This window comes from Cupriavidus pauculus, from assembly GCF_008693385.1.
GTDB lineage: Bacteria > Pseudomonadota > Gammaproteobacteria > Burkholderiales > Burkholderiaceae > Cupriavidus > Cupriavidus pauculus_D.
In genome coordinates this window covers 821,885-837,035 of sequence record NZ_CP044067.1, presented here as the reverse complement: position 1 = coordinate 837,035, position 15,151 = coordinate 821,885, and the positions used below count along the sequence as shown (strand labels likewise).

The 15,151-nt window shown below is 63.6% G+C and carries 18 protein-coding genes and 1 pseudogene; 10 read left to right on the top strand and 9 right to left on the bottom strand.

Annotation, left to right across the window (positions count from 1 at the left end; all coding sequences use genetic code 11):
* The first annotated feature begins 106 nt into the window (after nucleotides 1–106).
* The gene (locus FOB72_RS22075) at nucleotides 107–742 is read left to right on the top strand and encodes a TetR/AcrR family transcriptional regulator (RefSeq protein WP_150374843.1); all 636 of its coding nucleotides are present in this window, start codon (nucleotides 107–109) and stop codon (nucleotides 740–742) included.
* Nucleotides 743–891: 149 nt separating this feature from the next.
* Nucleotides 892–1,179, top strand: a complete 288-nt coding sequence (locus FOB72_RS22070) for a hypothetical protein (protein ID WP_150374842.1) — start codon at nucleotides 892–894, stop codon at nucleotides 1,177–1,179.
* A gap of 33 nt (nucleotides 1,180–1,212) precedes the next feature.
* On the opposite strand, the gene FOB72_RS22065 is transcribed toward FOB72_RS22070, so the two are convergent.
* Nucleotides 1,213–1,665: a YaiI/YqxD family protein gene (locus tag FOB72_RS22065; protein WP_150374841.1), complete on the bottom strand. Its 453-nt coding sequence runs from the start codon at nucleotides 1,663–1,665 to the stop codon at nucleotides 1,213–1,215.
* A gap of 122 nt (nucleotides 1,666–1,787) precedes the next feature.
* Between FOB72_RS22065 and FOB72_RS22060 the strand changes: the two genes are divergently transcribed.
* Both FOB72_RS22060 and FOB72_RS22055 read left to right on the top strand, forming a co-directional pair.
* Nucleotides 1,788–2,048 (top strand): GTP cyclohydrolase, encoded by a 261-nt coding sequence (locus FOB72_RS22060; RefSeq protein ID WP_150374840.1) that lies wholly within the window; start codon nucleotides 1,788–1,790, stop codon nucleotides 2,046–2,048.
* An 11-nt stretch (nucleotides 2,049–2,059) separates the two neighbouring features.
* Nucleotides 2,060–2,320, top strand: a complete 261-nt coding sequence (locus FOB72_RS22055) for a hypothetical protein (RefSeq protein ID WP_223851853.1) — start codon at nucleotides 2,060–2,062, stop codon at nucleotides 2,318–2,320.
* Nucleotides 2,321–2,336: 16 nt separating this feature from the next.
* Here the strand turns inward: FOB72_RS22055 and FOB72_RS22050 are convergent, their stop codons facing one another.
* Complete coding sequence (locus FOB72_RS22050; protein WP_223851743.1) at nucleotides 2,337–2,450, bottom strand: limonene-1,2-epoxide hydrolase family protein; 114 nt, start codon at nucleotides 2,448–2,450, stop codon at nucleotides 2,337–2,339.
* Nucleotides 2,451–2,564: 114 nt separating this feature from the next.
* Entirely contained in the window at nucleotides 2,565–2,786 is a 222-nt protein-coding gene (locus FOB72_RS22045) for a DUF3820 family protein (RefSeq protein WP_150374838.1), read from the bottom strand.
* 174 nt (nucleotides 2,787–2,960) lie between these two features.
* On the opposite strand from FOB72_RS22045, the gene FOB72_RS32270 reads away from it, so the two are divergent.
* The 3 genes from FOB72_RS32270 to FOB72_RS22035 all read left to right on the top strand — a co-directional run bounded on the left by FOB72_RS32270 (nucleotide 2,961) and on the right by FOB72_RS22035 (nucleotide 5,567).
* Nucleotides 2,961–3,128, top strand: coding sequence for a hypothetical protein (locus tag FOB72_RS32270; protein WP_191002376.1), 168 nt, complete (start codon nucleotides 2,961–2,963; stop codon nucleotides 3,126–3,128).
* 117 nt (nucleotides 3,129–3,245) lie between these two features.
* Complete coding sequence (locus FOB72_RS22040) at nucleotides 3,246–3,920, top strand: alpha/beta hydrolase (RefSeq protein ID WP_150374837.1); 675 nt, start codon at nucleotides 3,246–3,248, stop codon at nucleotides 3,918–3,920.
* Nucleotides 3,921–3,935: 15 nt separating this feature from the next.
* On the top strand, nucleotides 3,936–5,567 hold the full coding sequence (locus tag FOB72_RS22035; RefSeq protein ID WP_150374836.1) for an ATP-binding protein: 1,632 nt from the start codon (nucleotides 3,936–3,938) through the stop codon (nucleotides 5,565–5,567).
* Here the strand turns inward: FOB72_RS22035 and FOB72_RS22030 are convergent.
* Nucleotides 5,556–6,506: a histone deacetylase family protein gene (locus FOB72_RS22030; RefSeq protein WP_150374835.1), complete on the bottom strand. Its 951-nt coding sequence runs from the start codon at nucleotides 6,504–6,506 to the stop codon at nucleotides 5,556–5,558. The genes FOB72_RS22035 and FOB72_RS22030 overlap by 12 nt on opposite strands.
* Nucleotides 6,507–6,658: 152 nt before the next feature.
* Here FOB72_RS22030 and FOB72_RS22025 point away from each other — a divergent pair, with 152 nt between their 5' ends.
* A complete protein-coding gene (locus FOB72_RS22025) occupies nucleotides 6,659–7,471 on the top strand; it encodes a hypothetical protein (protein WP_150374834.1) in 813 nt (270 codons plus the stop codon).
* Between the two features lie 154 nt (nucleotides 7,472–7,625).
* Entirely contained in the window at nucleotides 7,626–8,438 is an 813-nt protein-coding gene (locus tag FOB72_RS22020; protein WP_150374833.1) for a class I SAM-dependent methyltransferase, read from the top strand.
* Nucleotides 8,439–8,556: 118 nt separating this feature from the next.
* Here FOB72_RS22020 and FOB72_RS22015 read toward each other — a convergent pair.
* The 3 genes and pseudogenes from FOB72_RS22015 to FOB72_RS22005 all read right to left on the bottom strand — a co-directional run bounded on the left by FOB72_RS22015 (nucleotide 8,557) and on the right by FOB72_RS22005 (nucleotide 10,364).
* A pseudogene (locus tag FOB72_RS22015) lies at nucleotides 8,557–9,129 on the bottom strand (PIN domain-containing protein).
* A 2-nt stretch (nucleotides 9,130–9,131) separates the two neighbouring features.
* The gene (locus tag FOB72_RS22010; RefSeq protein ID WP_150374832.1) at nucleotides 9,132–9,593 is read right to left on the bottom strand and encodes a helix-turn-helix domain-containing protein; all 462 of its coding nucleotides are present in this window, start codon (nucleotides 9,591–9,593) and stop codon (nucleotides 9,132–9,134) included.
* A gap of 117 nt (nucleotides 9,594–9,710) precedes the next feature.
* Entirely contained in the window at nucleotides 9,711–10,364 is a 654-nt protein-coding gene (locus FOB72_RS22005) for a helix-turn-helix domain-containing protein (RefSeq protein ID WP_150374831.1), read from the bottom strand.
* An 80-nt stretch (nucleotides 10,365–10,444) separates the two neighbouring features.
* Between FOB72_RS22005 and FOB72_RS22000 the strand changes: the two genes are divergently transcribed.
* Nucleotides 10,445–11,770: an FAD-dependent oxidoreductase gene (locus FOB72_RS22000; RefSeq protein ID WP_191002375.1), complete on the top strand. Its 1,326-nt coding sequence runs from the start codon at nucleotides 10,445–10,447 to the stop codon at nucleotides 11,768–11,770.
* A gap of 34 nt (nucleotides 11,771–11,804) precedes the next feature.
* Here FOB72_RS22000 and FOB72_RS21995 read toward each other — a convergent pair whose 3' ends face one another.
* Both FOB72_RS21995 and FOB72_RS21990 read right to left on the bottom strand, forming a co-directional pair.
* A complete protein-coding gene (locus FOB72_RS21995) occupies nucleotides 11,805–12,590 on the bottom strand; it encodes a class I SAM-dependent methyltransferase (protein ID WP_150374829.1) in 786 nt (261 codons plus the stop codon).
* A 78-nt stretch (nucleotides 12,591–12,668) separates the two neighbouring features.
* Nucleotides 12,669–14,984, bottom strand: coding sequence for an FdhF/YdeP family oxidoreductase (locus FOB72_RS21990; RefSeq protein WP_150374828.1), 2,316 nt, complete (start codon nucleotides 14,982–14,984; stop codon nucleotides 12,669–12,671).
* Nucleotides 14,985–15,151 lie beyond the last annotated feature (167 nt).

The window sequence follows — 15,151 nt, the reverse complement described above, 5'->3', positions numbered from 1 at the left end:
AAATACCGGCATTGCACCGCATGGATCGCGCGGGCGGCAGGGCGCGCCAAGCAGTTATCATGACGGCCTATCCGCCATTCCCGTGCCCAAGGCCCAGCGACACCCGATGACCACCGACGACGAGAAGAAAGTGCGGCGCCGACTCAAGCCAGAGGAACGCGAACTCCAGATCCTGCAAGGCGCGGTAAAGTTTTTCTCGGAACGCGGACTGGAAGGTCAGACGCGCGATCTCGCCAAGGAAATCGGCGTCACGCATCCGCTGCTGTATCACTACTTCCCGACCAAGCAGGCGCTGATCGAGCGCGTCTACGAGATGGTCTACCTTGGCCGCTGGAACGCGGAGTGGGAGGCGCGCTTCGACGACAAGGGGCCGGGACTGCAGGAGAAACTCACGCAGTTCTACCTCGACTACGCGAAGGCGATCCTCACACCGGAGTGGGTACGCATCCTCGTGTTCTCGGGGCTCAGCGACGGCTATATCCCCGAGAAATACCTCGCGCTGCTGAAAGAGAAGCTGTTTCCGCGCATCGTGCGCGAGACGCGACGCCATCTGGGCCTGTCGCTGCGGGCCCGGCCCACCGAGCGCGAGAACGAGCTGATCTGGGGCATGCACGGGGGCATCTTCTATCTCGGTATCCGCTGCTGGGTCTATCGGCAGCCAGGACCCGAAGACTGGCAGCAGGTGATTCGCGATCGCGTGCGCGCCTATGTGGTGGCCGCCGAGGACCTGTTTGGCGAGTAGGGCAAGCCACCATCGTTTGCGCCTTATCGTGCACACGACAAAGCGCGGCGATTACCGCGGCGGTTACAGTTCGTCCGTGGAAAATAAACCTCAGTGCGGCAACAGAACAGGCGTACAGTGGACGAGGTTCTATAAAAGTGGGGGAATACATGGATAACTATCCAGCAACGCGCGCCAATGGCTTCGACATCTATCCGCTGGTGTACAAGTTCGACGCGCCCGCACGGGAATGGAACGAGCGCAAGCCTGACCGCACGTATAGCGCGTCGGTCGTGATCTGCCGCGAAGGCGAAACGCCGTCGGGCGCGAACGGTCGCGTGTTCAAGCTGCCGGAGCAGAACTGGGAAAGTCTTGGCGTGGCCAAGCGCGCGGCGGTGCAGCGCGGTCTCGATATCATCGGCGGGCTGGTGCCCGGCGAATCGATGTCAGGGGTTTGAGCGCGTGATCGAGCGGCCTGGTTATCGCGCCGCTTATCGTCTTGCCTGTTGAGCGAGAAACCGGTCCAGTTGGCCGGCGAACGCCTTGCCGTCCTGAGGCGAAAACGGGGGCGGGCCGCCAGTATCGATGCCCGAAGCCCGGAGCTGGTCCATGACATCGCGCATGGTCAGTCGCTCCTGAATGTTCTCGCGGCTGAACCACACGCCGCGCGGGTCGAGCACCTGCGCACCTTTCTCCAGCGCCGCCGCGGCCAGTGGAATATCGGCGGTGATCACGAGATCTCCGGTCTCCGCCATCTCGACGATGCGCTTGTCGGCCTCATCGAAACCGGACGGCACCTGCAGCGCCTTGATGAATCGCGACGGCGGCGTGCGCAGGTACTGATTTGCCACGAGCGTGAGATTCACTTCGGCCCGCTGCGCGGCACGGTACAACATGTCCTTGACGACGACCGGGCAGGCGTCTGCGTCGACCAAAATCTGCATTGCGTGGGCTTTCAGGGTACGTGAGCCGCAACACTACCATGCGCGCACGTGCAGGCCGTCGTGAAAGTAAATCGGACACCTTGAGGTATAGGGCGTATGCTCGATGGCGAAAGGAGGCCAACATGTCTCAAAACAATGCCATCTACAAGGGCTTCCGGGTATCGGCAAGGGTGTCTCAGGCACCCGACGCGGGTGCCTCGGTGCAACCACGGTTCCTCGCAACCGTGACAATCACGCAAGTGAGCGAGGGCATGGGTTCCCGCCGGCAGTTGCCCGGCATGATCCAGCATACGGCCAGCGCCCCGCACGCGGCCATCGCACTGGCGCTGTCGTCGGCGCGAGAGGCGATCGACGGCATGTCCACCTTCGTCAAGGCGAAGTAGTCTTGCCGATCATGGGCTGGTTCTGCCGAGACTATCGGGGCATGTATATCCATGCGATGGCATTCGAATTGCCGGATGCCGGCATCGGCGACAGTGCGCCGGGACCGAAGTGGAACTACCGGATGGCCATCTGCTTCTCGGCGCATCGGGACGACCGCCTCTTTGGCGAAACCCTCGACGACGAAGAGGATTACTTCACCAGAGAGGCCGCGGAGCAAGCCGCCCTGTTTTACGGCCGCTCGGCCATCGACATTCTTCACGGATTGCGCTGACGCGCACGCTTGCCGTTCAACCCGCCGCCAGCACCTGCGCGAGCTGCCGCTCGAAGTCGGCAGGGTCGAAGTAGTCGCGCCACACGGTAATCTTTCCGCCTTCGACGGTCACGGTGCCCATGACAGGCAACGAGATCTCCTTGCCGTTTTCGTGTTGGAGCAAAGCTTAGCGGGTGGATCAGGGCTTGATTAGCCAGGCTGGGCTTGGTGGATTTTCAATGAATCGTTGTAAGTAAATGGCTGCTTATCGGCGCTGCCGTAACGGCGCCAGCAGATGCCCGAGCCCGTTGTGATCGAGTTCGTGCATGAGCGCGAGCAGGCGGCCGATTTCTCCCGGCGGGAAGCCTTCCCGCGCAAACCAGTTCAGATAGTTGCCCGGCAGATCGGCGATCGGCGTTCCCTTGTACTTGCCGAACGGCATTTCACGGGAGACGAGCAGGAGCAGGGTATCGCTGTCGGGAAGCATGCGAATGGCGGATGTCAGGGGGCAGCCGATATGGCGGGACGCCCGATTCTACTTCGCCTGGCATCGGGTACCGCTTGTAAGACTCCGGTAAGCCTTGGGACTTAATGTGCGGCCATGGACCCAAAATCGCCCCCAGCCTCGTCCGTCGCTCAAGAATTGCCACTCCGGGCACGTGTGGCCGTCCTCGAAGCCGTGATGAAGGTCGCCGATCCCAGCGTCATCGCGCAACGCCTTGCCACCGTCCTCGAAGAAGCCATGCGAGACGTGGACGACTCCACGCCCCTCGAGCTTCGCCTGAAACTGGAAGACATGCGCATGGCGCTCCTGCAGGCCGGTACCTGAGCGCCAGTCCATCGTCGGCAATGTGTGCCGTGTCGATGTCGACCGCTTCGCGCTGACATCTGCACAACATTGGTGATATATTACATATCACACTTCCGACGATGCATCGTTTCCGCCATGTTAGATCCCTCTCTGCTGGGCCGGATAACCTACACGCATGCCGAACCGACACAGGCCCCGCTACCGCCGGGCCGCCACCGGCTTGGCATTGCCAATGAACGCGATGCCGTCCTGTACGTGCCGGCGGCACTCGGCGAGGGACCGGTGCCGCTGCTGGTCATGTTCCATGGCGCCGGCGGCTTTCCGGAGAAGGTGCTGCCGTTTATCGAGCCGCACGCCGACGCGCACGGCTTTCTGGTGCTGGCCCCGCATTCGACCTTTCCCACCTGGGACATCGTCATCGGCGGCAACGGGCCCGACCTCGAGCGGCTGCGGCAGGCGCTGGCCGCCGTCTCTGCCCGCTATCGCATTCGGCAGGATCGGCTGGCCTTCGCCGGCTTCTCCGATGGCGCGAGCTACGCGCTTTCCATCGGCATCACCAATGGCGATATCGCCAGCCACGTGATCGCGTTCTCGGGCGGGTTCATGTCTATATTCATGCAGGAAGGCGCGCCAAAAGTCTTTATCGCGCACGGCCTGGCCGACGAGCAGTTGCCCATTCAGACCAGCGGGCGCACCCATGCCACCAAGCTGAAGGCTGCCGGCTACGACGTCGAGTATGTCGAATTCAACGGCCCGCATGCGATCCAGCCACCGATCGTCTCCGAGGCCATCCGCTTCTTCCTGGCGTAGCACGGAGTGCAACCCATGAATTTCGAGATTCCGCAGTCCCTGATCCACCCGCTGCTCGCGCTGATCGAAGCCGAGTCTCCGCTGGCCCGGCAGCTCAGGGAACACGGCCTCTGCCATGGCAGCATGTCGGTATCGGCGCGCCTGTTCGACGCGCAGTCGCTGAACTCGCTCTATGCGCTGAGCAAATCGCAGAACGAGCGCGCGCTGCTCTTTCAGATGCTGGCGCTGGACAACGTCCATAACGCGCCGCAGGCACGCACCATCCCCGGCCTGGAGATGCTGTCGGCCGGACTCGTCGCCTACCTGTCGCGCGATGTCATCGATGGCTGGCTGTATCAGCGCAGCCGCGATGGCGTGCTGCTGCCGTGGCTGGTCCAGCGCGTGCGGCACGTGGAGCCCGAGCAGGGCATGCCCTATGTCGCCATCGACCTGCTGGCGAACACGATGCTGTCCGCCAATTCGGAACTGACGGACCCCGCGCGGCGCAGGGCGGGCATGACGACGTCGATCATCGTCACGCGCGACGAGATCATCGACCGCACCATTCCGCAGCTTCTCGCCGATTTCGGCTTCTTCAAGGAGTGCGCGGAGTTTCGGCAGGAATACGAACGGCATGCCCAGCGCTTTGTGCGTTACCAGCGCAGCTTCGGCGCGCAGTACATCGCCACGGGGGCTGCGTTCACCGTCGAGGGCAAAGGCACCGCGGTGCTCGCGCGCCTGGGCGACGGCGTCGCGGCGCGCTGCATCAACGACGAGGAACGTCTCGAGCGCCGTTTCGAAGTGACACACGACGCCGAGTTCTGGCGCCGGTCCGGCGTGGCCACGGGCTTCGACAAGATGCCGCTCCATGGCTATGTGCACATGTTCCATCTGGAGTGGCACCGGAACATCTGGGTGCATGTGCAACACCTGACCGAATACCGGTATCGGCCCGAGATGCGCGACAAGCTGGTGCTGCCGGACCAGCACCGCGACCTCATCGACATCCTGACGTCGCACATGGACGTGCTGGTGCAGGATTTCGTGCCGGGCAAATCGGGCGGCACGACGATCCTCTGCCAGGGTGCGCCCGGCCTGGGCAAGACGCTGACCGCGGAGGTCTACGCGGAAGTCGTCGGCAAGCCGCTCTACCGCGTGCATTCCGGACAGCTGGGAACCACCGCCGCCTCGGTCGGCGCAAGCCTGATGGAGATCCTGCGCCGGGCCATGCGCTGGAACGCGGTGCTGTTGCTCGACGAGGCCGACGTCTACATTCGCCGCCGCGGCAACGACCTCGAGCACAACGCGATCGTCGCGGAGTTCCTGCGCACGCTGGAGTATTTCAGCGGGCTGCTGTTCATGACGACCAACCGGACCGGCGACGTCGATGACGCCATCCTGTCGCGGTGCATCGCCACCATCCAGTACGAGACACCGGGCAGGGAGGATGCGGCGCGGCTGTGGCGCCTGCAGGCCGAGCAGTACGGCGCGGCGCTGGGGGACGAACTCGTGGACGTATTGACCGCCACCTACCCGAAAGCGAGCGGACGCGATATCAAGGAACTGATGAAACTCGCCACCCGCTATGGCAAGGCGAAGCAGATGGCGTTGTCCGAAGACGTGTTCAGGCTGTGCGCGCAGTTTCGCGCGATCGACTCAATGGGATGATGCCTCCGCCTGCATCAGGGCGCCGACATGCGCCACGGTGCTCGTGGCCAATGCATCGAGGCTGTAGCCGCCCTCCAGAATCGACACGATGCGGCCGTCGCAGGTGTCGTCGGCAATCCGCATCAGTTCGCGAGTGATCCACGCGAAGTCGTCGTCCTCGAGGTTCATGCCCGCGAGGGGATCCATGCGGTGCGCATCGAAGCCCGCGGAGACAATGAGCAGATCGGGCGCGAAGGCGCTGAGCGCGGGAAGCAGCAGCGTGGAGATCGCGGCACGGAACTGCGCCGAGTCGCAGCCACGCGGCAAGGGAACATTGACGATATTGTGGTCCACGCCGGTCTCGGAGCGCGCACCCGTACCGGGATAGAACGGCGACTGGTGACTGGACGCGTAGAACAGTTCAGGGCGGTTGTAGAAGGCCGCCTGCGTGCCATTGCCGTGATGCACGTCGAAATCGACCACGGCCACGCGCGCGAGCCTGCGCACCTCGTAAGCGTAGGCGGCCGCGATGGCCGCCTGATTGAAAATGCAGAAGCCCATCGCCTTGGCCGGTTCGGCGTGATGACCGCACGGCCGCGTCGCGCAGAACACGTTGCGCGCCTGCCCGTCCATGACCGCATCGACCCCCGCACAGGCCGCTCCGACGCAGCGCATGACGGCCTCCCACGAGCCCGGCGACATCAGCGTATCGCCGGCATCCAGCGGCACATAGCCCCGCGCCGGCGCGCTTTGCGCGATATCGTCGATATAGTCCGCGTCGTGGATCAACTGCAACTGCTCGACGGTGCCCATCGGCGCATCGCGCCATTCCAGCGCGGCGAATTCCGGTGTCTGCAACGCGCCCACGACGGCTTTCAGCCGTTCGGGGGATTCCGGGTGATGGGGGCCGGGCTGATGCGCGAGACAGGCGGCATGGGTATAGACGATCGTCGTGGTCATGGTCAGCTGCGCGCGGGTTTGCACCGGCGCCCCCCGTTGGTGGTTCGACTAGGTATGTAATATATCAGCAGTTTTGCGCTTGTTGGGGGTTCGTTGCGCGACGATTTTTGCCGTTAAGTCGCATCGGATGAGGAAATTGAACAGAGAAATTCATGAAACGCGCGCATTGTCTGATTGCCCTATGTTTCGCGGTCGCACTCCCTGCCATGCCGGAGCCTGCCCAGGCCCACATCGCGATTGACGATATCAAGCGGTTGGAGAAATCCGGCCAGTATCTGGAGGCGGCAAAACTGTGGTCGTCGCTGGCAATCGATAGCGAGGCCCTTGCCAGCGGCGCGGAGTTCGCGGCAAGCCATTGGGTTGATGCAGCGAATAACTTCGAGAAGGCGGGCGAAACCGACGCGCAGCGTCTGGCGGTGGAGCGAGCCTACGCAAAACTGCCAGGTATCGACGCGTCGCAGCGTTACCGGATACAGGCCGCTCTGGCCGGGTTCTATGTCTCTCGCAATCCGGACAAGGCGCGAGAACTGTCGCGTGCATTGCTCGACGACGGGCGCAGCCTGGGCTTCGATGCCTGGGGATACGGTCTGGCATGCCTCACGACAGCAGTGGCCATAGAGAACACGCAGGACAAGGCGCTGACGACCGCGCTCTACGTGCGGGGATTCGACTCGGCAGCGGCGGATCTCGATAGCCGTATGGGCTGGTTGAGCGCTGCCTATGAACAGGGTATCCGCTTCGCCCAGACGTCGCAGAATGCTTCACTGGAAGCGCTCATTCGGCACCGGCTGGAAGCAAATCGCGCGGCGTGGGCGAGCGCAGCAGGAACGCCGGCAGGAGATGACGGCTACGTATTGCGGGCGGCGCGCGCATATCGGGCGAGGGCGATTGTCTACCGAGAGAACAATGCACCGGACCTGGCCACATTCGCGGCGTCGCAGGCCGACTCGCTGACTTCTCGCTGATCGCCGGCGACCGCCGCTTCCACGATGGTCGTTTCGTTTCCCGTCAGCCGTGCCGGAACACGATTCCCACGATGCCGTGCGCAGACGACCTTGACGCTCCCGGTACGCACGACCACCATGGTGCAACGGCAAGACGGCTGATTAGGGGGGCGGTATGACTGAGCGCGACACGGTCTTTTCGGGGTCGATCCCGAAGTTCTACGACACGCTGCTGGTCCCGCTGATCTTCGAGGCCTATGCCGCCGATCTGGCCGAGCTGGTCGCGGCTTCCTCGCCCGGTTCGGTGCTCGAGACGGCGGCCGGTAGTGGCGTGGTCACGCGGGCGCTTGCGCCGAAGCTCGACGCTGGCGCGCGCTATATGGTCACCGATCTCAATGCGCCGATGCTCAACTACGCCGCGACACGGCAGGGTGCGGATAGCCGTATCGAATGGCGGCAGGCGGATGCGCTCCACCTGCCGTTCGACGATGGCACGTTCGATGCCGTCTGCTGCCAGTTCGGCGCCATGTTCTTTCCCGACCGGTGCGCCGGCTACACCGAAGCGCGTCGCGTGCTGAAGCCTCGCGGGCGCTTTATCTTCAACGTGTGGGACCGCATCGAGGAGAACGTCTTTGCCGACGTCGTCACCCAAGCCGTCGCCACGGTGTTTCCCCATGATCCGCCAGCATTCCTCGCCCGCACGCCACACGGCTATCACGATATCGCGCGGATCCGGGACGAGCTGCACCGTGCAGGGTTCCGCGATATCGAGATCCAGGCGCACGAGAAGATGAGCCACGCAGACTCGGCCCGCGACGTCGCCACGGCCTATTGCCTTGGCACGCCCCTGCGCAACGATATCGAGGCGCGCGATGCGGGCTTGCTCGACCTTGCGATCGACCGGGCGACGAAGGCGATTGCCGATCGGTATGGTGAAGGGCCGGTGGCAGGGAAGATTCAGGCGCTGGTGATCGTGGCTGGTGGATAGTGACTGTAGGCGGCACCGGTTTGTCGCTCACGACATAACGCAAGACTATCGCGTCGGCTGCCCGTTTCCAGTAGCAGCCAACGCAATCAGGAACGTGCCGCGCCGACCTAGGCTGTTTTCAGAGTGCCAGACTGAAATCGGAAAGCGTTGCAACGGTGTTCGTGAGGCCTTGCTGGAGAAGCGTGGCAAGGTAGTCGTCCCGACTCTTCGGTGGGTTCTTCAGCGATGCGCGATGTTCCGCAACGGCTGCCAGGACCTTGCCCATGTGCAGGTCCCACAAGTCCATGATGAAGTCGTCAGGATGCAGCGCTTCCATGTTGAACTTCGCGAGCGCGGCCTTGGGAAAGTCCTTCAGGTTGAAGGTAACGATCGCCCCGGCGCCGGCATGGATGGCAGCAGCCACAACGTGCCGATCGTCCGGATCGGGCAACGTGATCGATTCAATGTAGTGCTCGTAGCCGACGACGAGCGAATCTCAAACCTTGTCGTTCATCAGGTCGCGCGTGCGTTGCAACTTGTCCACGCCCAGGTCAGGACGCCGCGCGATGACGTTGCGTGTCCACTCGTCATGAATCCGATCGGTCCACTTGGCACGATACAGATCCGTCAGAGCGAGCCGCATGAGCAGATCGCGAAGCGGGGCGGGAAACAGGACGCACGCATCGTAGATGACGGCAAAGTTAGACGCCATGCTCAATATCCCATGTCGAGGTCTTGCGCCTGCGCCGCGAGTTCATCGAGCGCCTTGCGTCGCTCGCCGTCGATCCGTTCCTTGTATGCCACCACGTCCTTATAGAGGACGCGTCGATGCGTGTTGACCTTGCGAAACGGAATCTCGTTCTTCTCGAGCAATTGCACGAGGTATGGGCGCGAGACGTTCAAGAGATCCGCCGCCTCCTGTGTTGTGAGTTCCGCGTGAATGGGAATGATCGACACGGCGTTGCCATTTCCAATCTCTGCGAGCACATCGACCAGAAGCTTCAGTGCCGTGGTGGGCAGGGTGACCTGCTGCACCTCGCCGCGGGCGTTTCTGAAGTCGAACTGTTGCGTCTCTGCCTTGCTGTCCAGAACGACGGCCAGATTGCGCGATGACTCGCGCGCGATAGCGCTCTCGGCTGCCGACGGCAGCGATGCATGAGAAAGGGTATGCGGCATCGTGGGGCTCCAATGCTTACGATATGGACCCCAACATGGTAATTCGAAATAAACGAAATCGCAATAACCGAAACGACGTCGCCGTAAAGGGATGGGGCGGGCGTCGCGGCGCGATAGTCAGACATCGCCTGCGGCGTGTTCCTCTTTGGCCAGCATCATGTGCTGGCTTTCTGTCGTGATGACCCCGATGACCCGGGCCAGCTGTCTGCTCACCGTGATATACGCATGTCCAATCCGGCTGTCGAAGTAGAGGGAGTCCCCGCGTCCGAGATGAACCTTGTCGCCGTGCTCGAAGTGCACTTCGATTTCGCCGGACAGCACGTACACGAACTCCACGCCGGCGTGCTTTGCAAAGTCTTTGGGCCCATTCACCGACCGTGCGTGAATGGTGCCAAGTACCGGATTGATGGGCTTGCCGGTGGCGGCCGTCGCCAGGAACTCGTAGGTGAACGACTGCCCGCGGTAGCGGACGCCTTCGCCGGCGCGGGTCACGACCGGACCCTCATGGTTGGCGGGCAAGGCGTAGTCGTCGGAGAACAGCGTTCCGATGTCGAGCTGCAATGCCTGCGCCAATGCGGCAACGTTCTCGTAGCCGAGCGCGAGCTGGCCGCGTTCGGCGCGGGAGATGGTCGTGATGGACACGTTGGCGCGTTCTGCCACCTGCACCAGTGTCCATCCAAGCTGCTTGCGGGCGGTGCGCAGGCGCTTGCCTAGCGTGGCCGGATCCAGGAGATCTGCCGCTGCTCCCCGGCGCGTGGCCTTCCTGTTCATGATCGCCGTTCCAGAAATTTGCGTAAACGCAAAAAATACATATACTTTCCACCCAGCGCAAGCCATGAATGGATGGACCGATGCATATCGTCGTTGTGGGAGCCGGCATCGCCGGTGTCGTCACCGCCCTGACCCTCGCCCGTGAGGGCGCCACCGTGGACATCGTCGATGCCGCGCCGACGGCAGCCGCCGGTGCGAGCTTCGCGAACGCCGGGCTCGTGTCCCCGGGCCACTGCTTCAGCTGGGCCGAGCCCGGCGTCGCCGGCGCCGCGCTGAAATCCCTCCTGGGCCTCGGAGAGGGCATCAGCATCTGCCCGCCATGGACGCCGTCCATGCTGCGCTGGGCGACGCTTTTCGTACGCGAAGGCACGCGCGACCGCTGGATGGCCAACTCGCAGGCAGCACTGGACCTGGCCACGTACTCCCGCAATCTGCTGTTCGGCGAAGGCGTCGTGCCATGCGAGGCCTATGGTGGGCGACAGGCCGGCATCCTCTACCTATATGGCGAGAACGACCAGCCCGGCCCCTATGACGAGGCACTGCTGAAGTCTGCCGGAGAACCCTTCGAGCGTCTGGACCGCGCCCAGTTACTCGCCTGCGAACCGCTGCTGGCCGACGCTTCGGTGAAGTTCGCACGAGGCGTGTTTTGTCCGAACGACGGTACCGGTGACGCCGCGCGCTACGCGGCGGCGGCCCTCGAGCAGGCGGTCCGTCTCGGGGTCAGGGTCCATTTTGGAGAGCGGGTGCGCGGGTTTGCCGTCAAGGGCGCCGCCGTCACCGGTGTGGAGACGGACCGGGGCCAATACCAGGCGGATGCGGTCGTGGTAGCGGCGGGACTGGCCTCGCGCCGGCTTCTGGCGTCGCTGGATTACGCGCTCCCCATCTTTCCCGTCACCGGCTACTCGATCTCGTATCACGGCGCCCGATCGTCGCGCCCGCGCGTGGGCGCCGTGTCGATACCTCACAAGGTCGCGTGGGCGTCCTTTGGTGAGGAGACCGTGCGGTTCACCGGCTTCGCCGACATCGGCGTTCCGGGGCCCGGCAAGGTGGAGGCACGGTTTCAGGCGCTGGAAGCCTTTGCACACGGGGTGTACCCCGAGATTCGGGATGCCACCGCGCATAGATGGGTGGGACAGCGGCCGATGACGCCCGACAACCTGCCGTTCCTGGGCGCGTCGCGGCACGCGAACCTCTGGCTCAACTGCGGTCACGGTGCGATGGGCTGGACGATGGCGTGCGGATCCGCGCGCGTCGTGAGTGACCTTGTTCTGGGGCGGGACGCGGCCATCGATCTGGCGCCTTACCGCTGGGACCGCTATGGTCGTCTCGGGCGGCGCGCAACGGCGACGAACGGCTCCCGGTCGCGGATGCCGCAGCCTATTCGGGCTCGATCCCGGCAGCCTTGATCACACGTCCCCACTTCTCGGACTCGGCGGACGATCACGGTTTTCGGCCATGCAGGATGAACGCGCGCGTGGGCAGGCGGATAATGCCGTGGTCGTCCGCATAGCCCTGGAACGCCTGCTCGAGAGACGCGCGCAGGGTCGCCGCTTCGTCAGCATCGAGTGCGGCGTAGCCGGGGAAGCTTCTGAACATCGGGTCGCATTCGTTCACCACGTCGGCGGAAGAGAACGGATGCCATTCCGCCGTTGCTACGTGAACCTCGACACTCGCGACGCCTGCCTCCGTCACGCTGGCGGCCAATGCATCCTCCGTGAACAGCGGAAACAGGTCTGACGGCCACAACGTCTTCTGTGGAAATTCGCGATGGAATATGCGTCGCAGGACATGCGCGGGTGAACAGTCGCCACCGTGTGTCCACATGGCAAGCGCGATCTGGCCGCCACGACGGGTGACGCGCGCCATTTCGGCAATCCCCTGCCGCCAGTGCGCAAAGGCCAGAACGCCGAACATGGATATCGCGATATCGAACTGCGCATCGGTCATCGTCAGCGCCCGGCAGTCTTCCGCCTGCGCATGACAGCCGGCGAACGATCGCAACCGCTCCGCGGCGCGTTGGACCATCGCGGGATGGATATCGGTCGCCGTCACGACGGCGCCTCGTTCCGCGGCGGCGACGGCGAGCCCACCGGTGCCGGCGGCAATATCGATGACGGACCGACCGGCAATCGGTCCCAGTCCTTCGAGGACCTGCAGCGCAAACGGCTGGGTCGTTCTCTCGCCCATACGTTCATAGAGGGCGATGTGGGGGGCAGTGGCGCGCATGGAAATCCGGAGCCGAAAGGCTTGGAATATATCGCCTGCATGCGCGCATCGGGATCGGTCGATCAGCCGATCGGCCGATCATTCGATGGGTGGATCCGCATACGCCGGGTTGGCTTCCACTATCCTGACGGGAATCGATTTCACAGCGGGGACATGGCTTTCCCTTGCGTGATGCCATAGCGGAACAAGCGGATTGCATTCGGGGAAATAACCGGCAACGCATCCCGCCGGTAGATCGAACGCCACGACCTCCAGTCCATTCACGCGCCGCTCGACGCCATCGTCCGCGACCGCTTCCAGGCAAACATGCTGGCCAGCCGCGAGGCCGAGGCGATCGATATCCATCGGGTTCATGAGGACGACCATGCGCGTCCCCTTGATGCCGCGAAAGCGGTCATCGAGCGAATAGATCGTCGTATTGAACTGGTCATCGCTGCGCAGGGTGAACAGCCGAAGCGTCGTCGCATCCATCGCCTGCATGTCGGGATCTTCGCAGAGGGATTCCGGCGCAAGGAACTCGGCCTTTCCGCTTTTTGTTTTCCACTGCCGATCGCGCGCCGGAAGTGGCCGGTGAAACCCGCCCGGCGTCCACATGCGCGCATTGAAGTCATGAAAGATGTCGGGATAGGTCTCCGCGATGGCATCGCGGATCAGCGCGTAGTCGTTCTCCCAATCGGTCCATGGCACCGCCGTGTCCTCGCCGAGCGTCGCGCGCGCGATGCCCGCAACGATCTGCTGTTCGGAGCGCAGGTCGGGGCCCGCGGGCGTGGCGCTGCCGCGGGAGCCATGCATGCAGCCCGTGCTGTCTTCGATGGAAACGGCTTGCGGCCCATGAGGCCGAACGTCGCTTTCGATGCGGCTGAGGCAGGGCAGGATATAAGACACGGCACCGTGCACGAGGTGGCTGCGATTGAGTTTGGTGGTAATCCCGACCGTCAGGCGAAGCTTTCGCCAGGCGGGTTCGAACGCGTACCGGTCGGGTACCGAGCGCACGAGATTGCCGCCGAGCTGCATGACGGCGCGGATGTCTCCATCCATGATGCCGCGGCACATGCCGACAGTGTCCAATCCCTTTTCCCTTGGTGGCTCGAATGCGTATTGGGCGGCGAGCTTGTCGAGGGGCGCGAGTTCCGGCTTTTCGGTAATGCCGACGGTTCGCTGCCCCTGGACATTCGAATGGCCACGCACAGGCGACGGCCCGGCACCGGGTTTGCCGATATTGCCGCGCAAGAGCAGGAGGTTCGTCACCATGCGCACGTTCTCCACACCGGTCCGATGCTGGGTCAACCCCATGCCGAAATGCGCGATGACCGCGTTGGCGCGGGCATATGCGGCCGCGGCGCCCTCGAGCGCGGCGCGCGCGAGGCCGCTTTCCCGCTCGATCTCCGCCCAATCGGTACGCCGGACGAACTGCGCAAACGCCTGAAAGCCCACGGTATGCCGATCGATGAAGTCCCGATCCAGCAGACTGCCGCGTCCTTCGCCCACGCTGAGGGTGTCCGCCTCCAGCAGTGCCTTGCAGAGGCCGGTGATCGCGGCGAGATCGCCGCCTGCCTTCACCTGATGGTATTGCGTACTGATCTGCGTGGCGCCCGGCGTCAGCATCTCGCCCGGAGACTGCGGGTTGACGAAACTCACGAGGCCGGGCTCACGGATCGGATTGAACGTGATGATCGGCACGCCGCGGCGGCGCGCATCCTGAAGCTGATGAAGCATCCGCGGGCTGTTGGTGCCGACGTTCTGCCCAAAGAAGAACATCAGGTCGGTCTTCTCGAAGTCGTCGAGCGTGATGGTTCCCACGCCGACGCCGATCGCCGCCGTCAGCGCGACCGACGTACTTTCGTGGCACATGTTCGAGCTGTCCGGCAGGTTGTTCGTACCGTACATCCGTGCGAACAGCTGGTACATGTAAGCCGTCTCCAGCGACGCGCGGCCGGACGTATAGAGCGCGGCGGCGGCCGGCGCGATGGCGCGAAGTTCGCGTCCGATTTCCTCGAACGCGGCGTCCCAGTCGACCGGTTCGTACCGGTCGGTCTCCGCGTTCCATCGCATCGGTGACGTGACGCGGCCGGCTTCCTCGAGCTCGTGGTCATGCCATGTTTCGAGTTCCGTGACCGTATGCGACGCGAAGAAGTCCGGATCGACGCGTTTGTCCGTCAGGTCCCACGCCGTTGCCTTCGCGCCGTTCTCGCAGAACTCGAACGTATGCGGATCTTTCGGCTTTGCCCATGAACAGCTGACGCACATATGTCCGTCGGGTTTGTTCTGGCGCATGAGAATGCGGCTGCCTTGCAGCGTCGCATGCTCGCGCACGAGGACTTCGGCAACGGCCCTCAGCGAGCCCCAGCCCCCCGAAGCATGCTTGTACTCTTTGAGCTTGTTGCCGTTCGGCATGGCGATCGTCTCCGCAGGTTGGCAATCCCGGACAAGAGCAACCTTCGTTCCACGCTTCCAGCGTGCGCGTTCTTTGCGGGAGCGCCCGGCAAGATGTAAATCTGGCCGATAGCCCACGCCTTTATTGCGCGCTTTGGCGAGCGAATGCGGGGGCGATGTCGCCTATA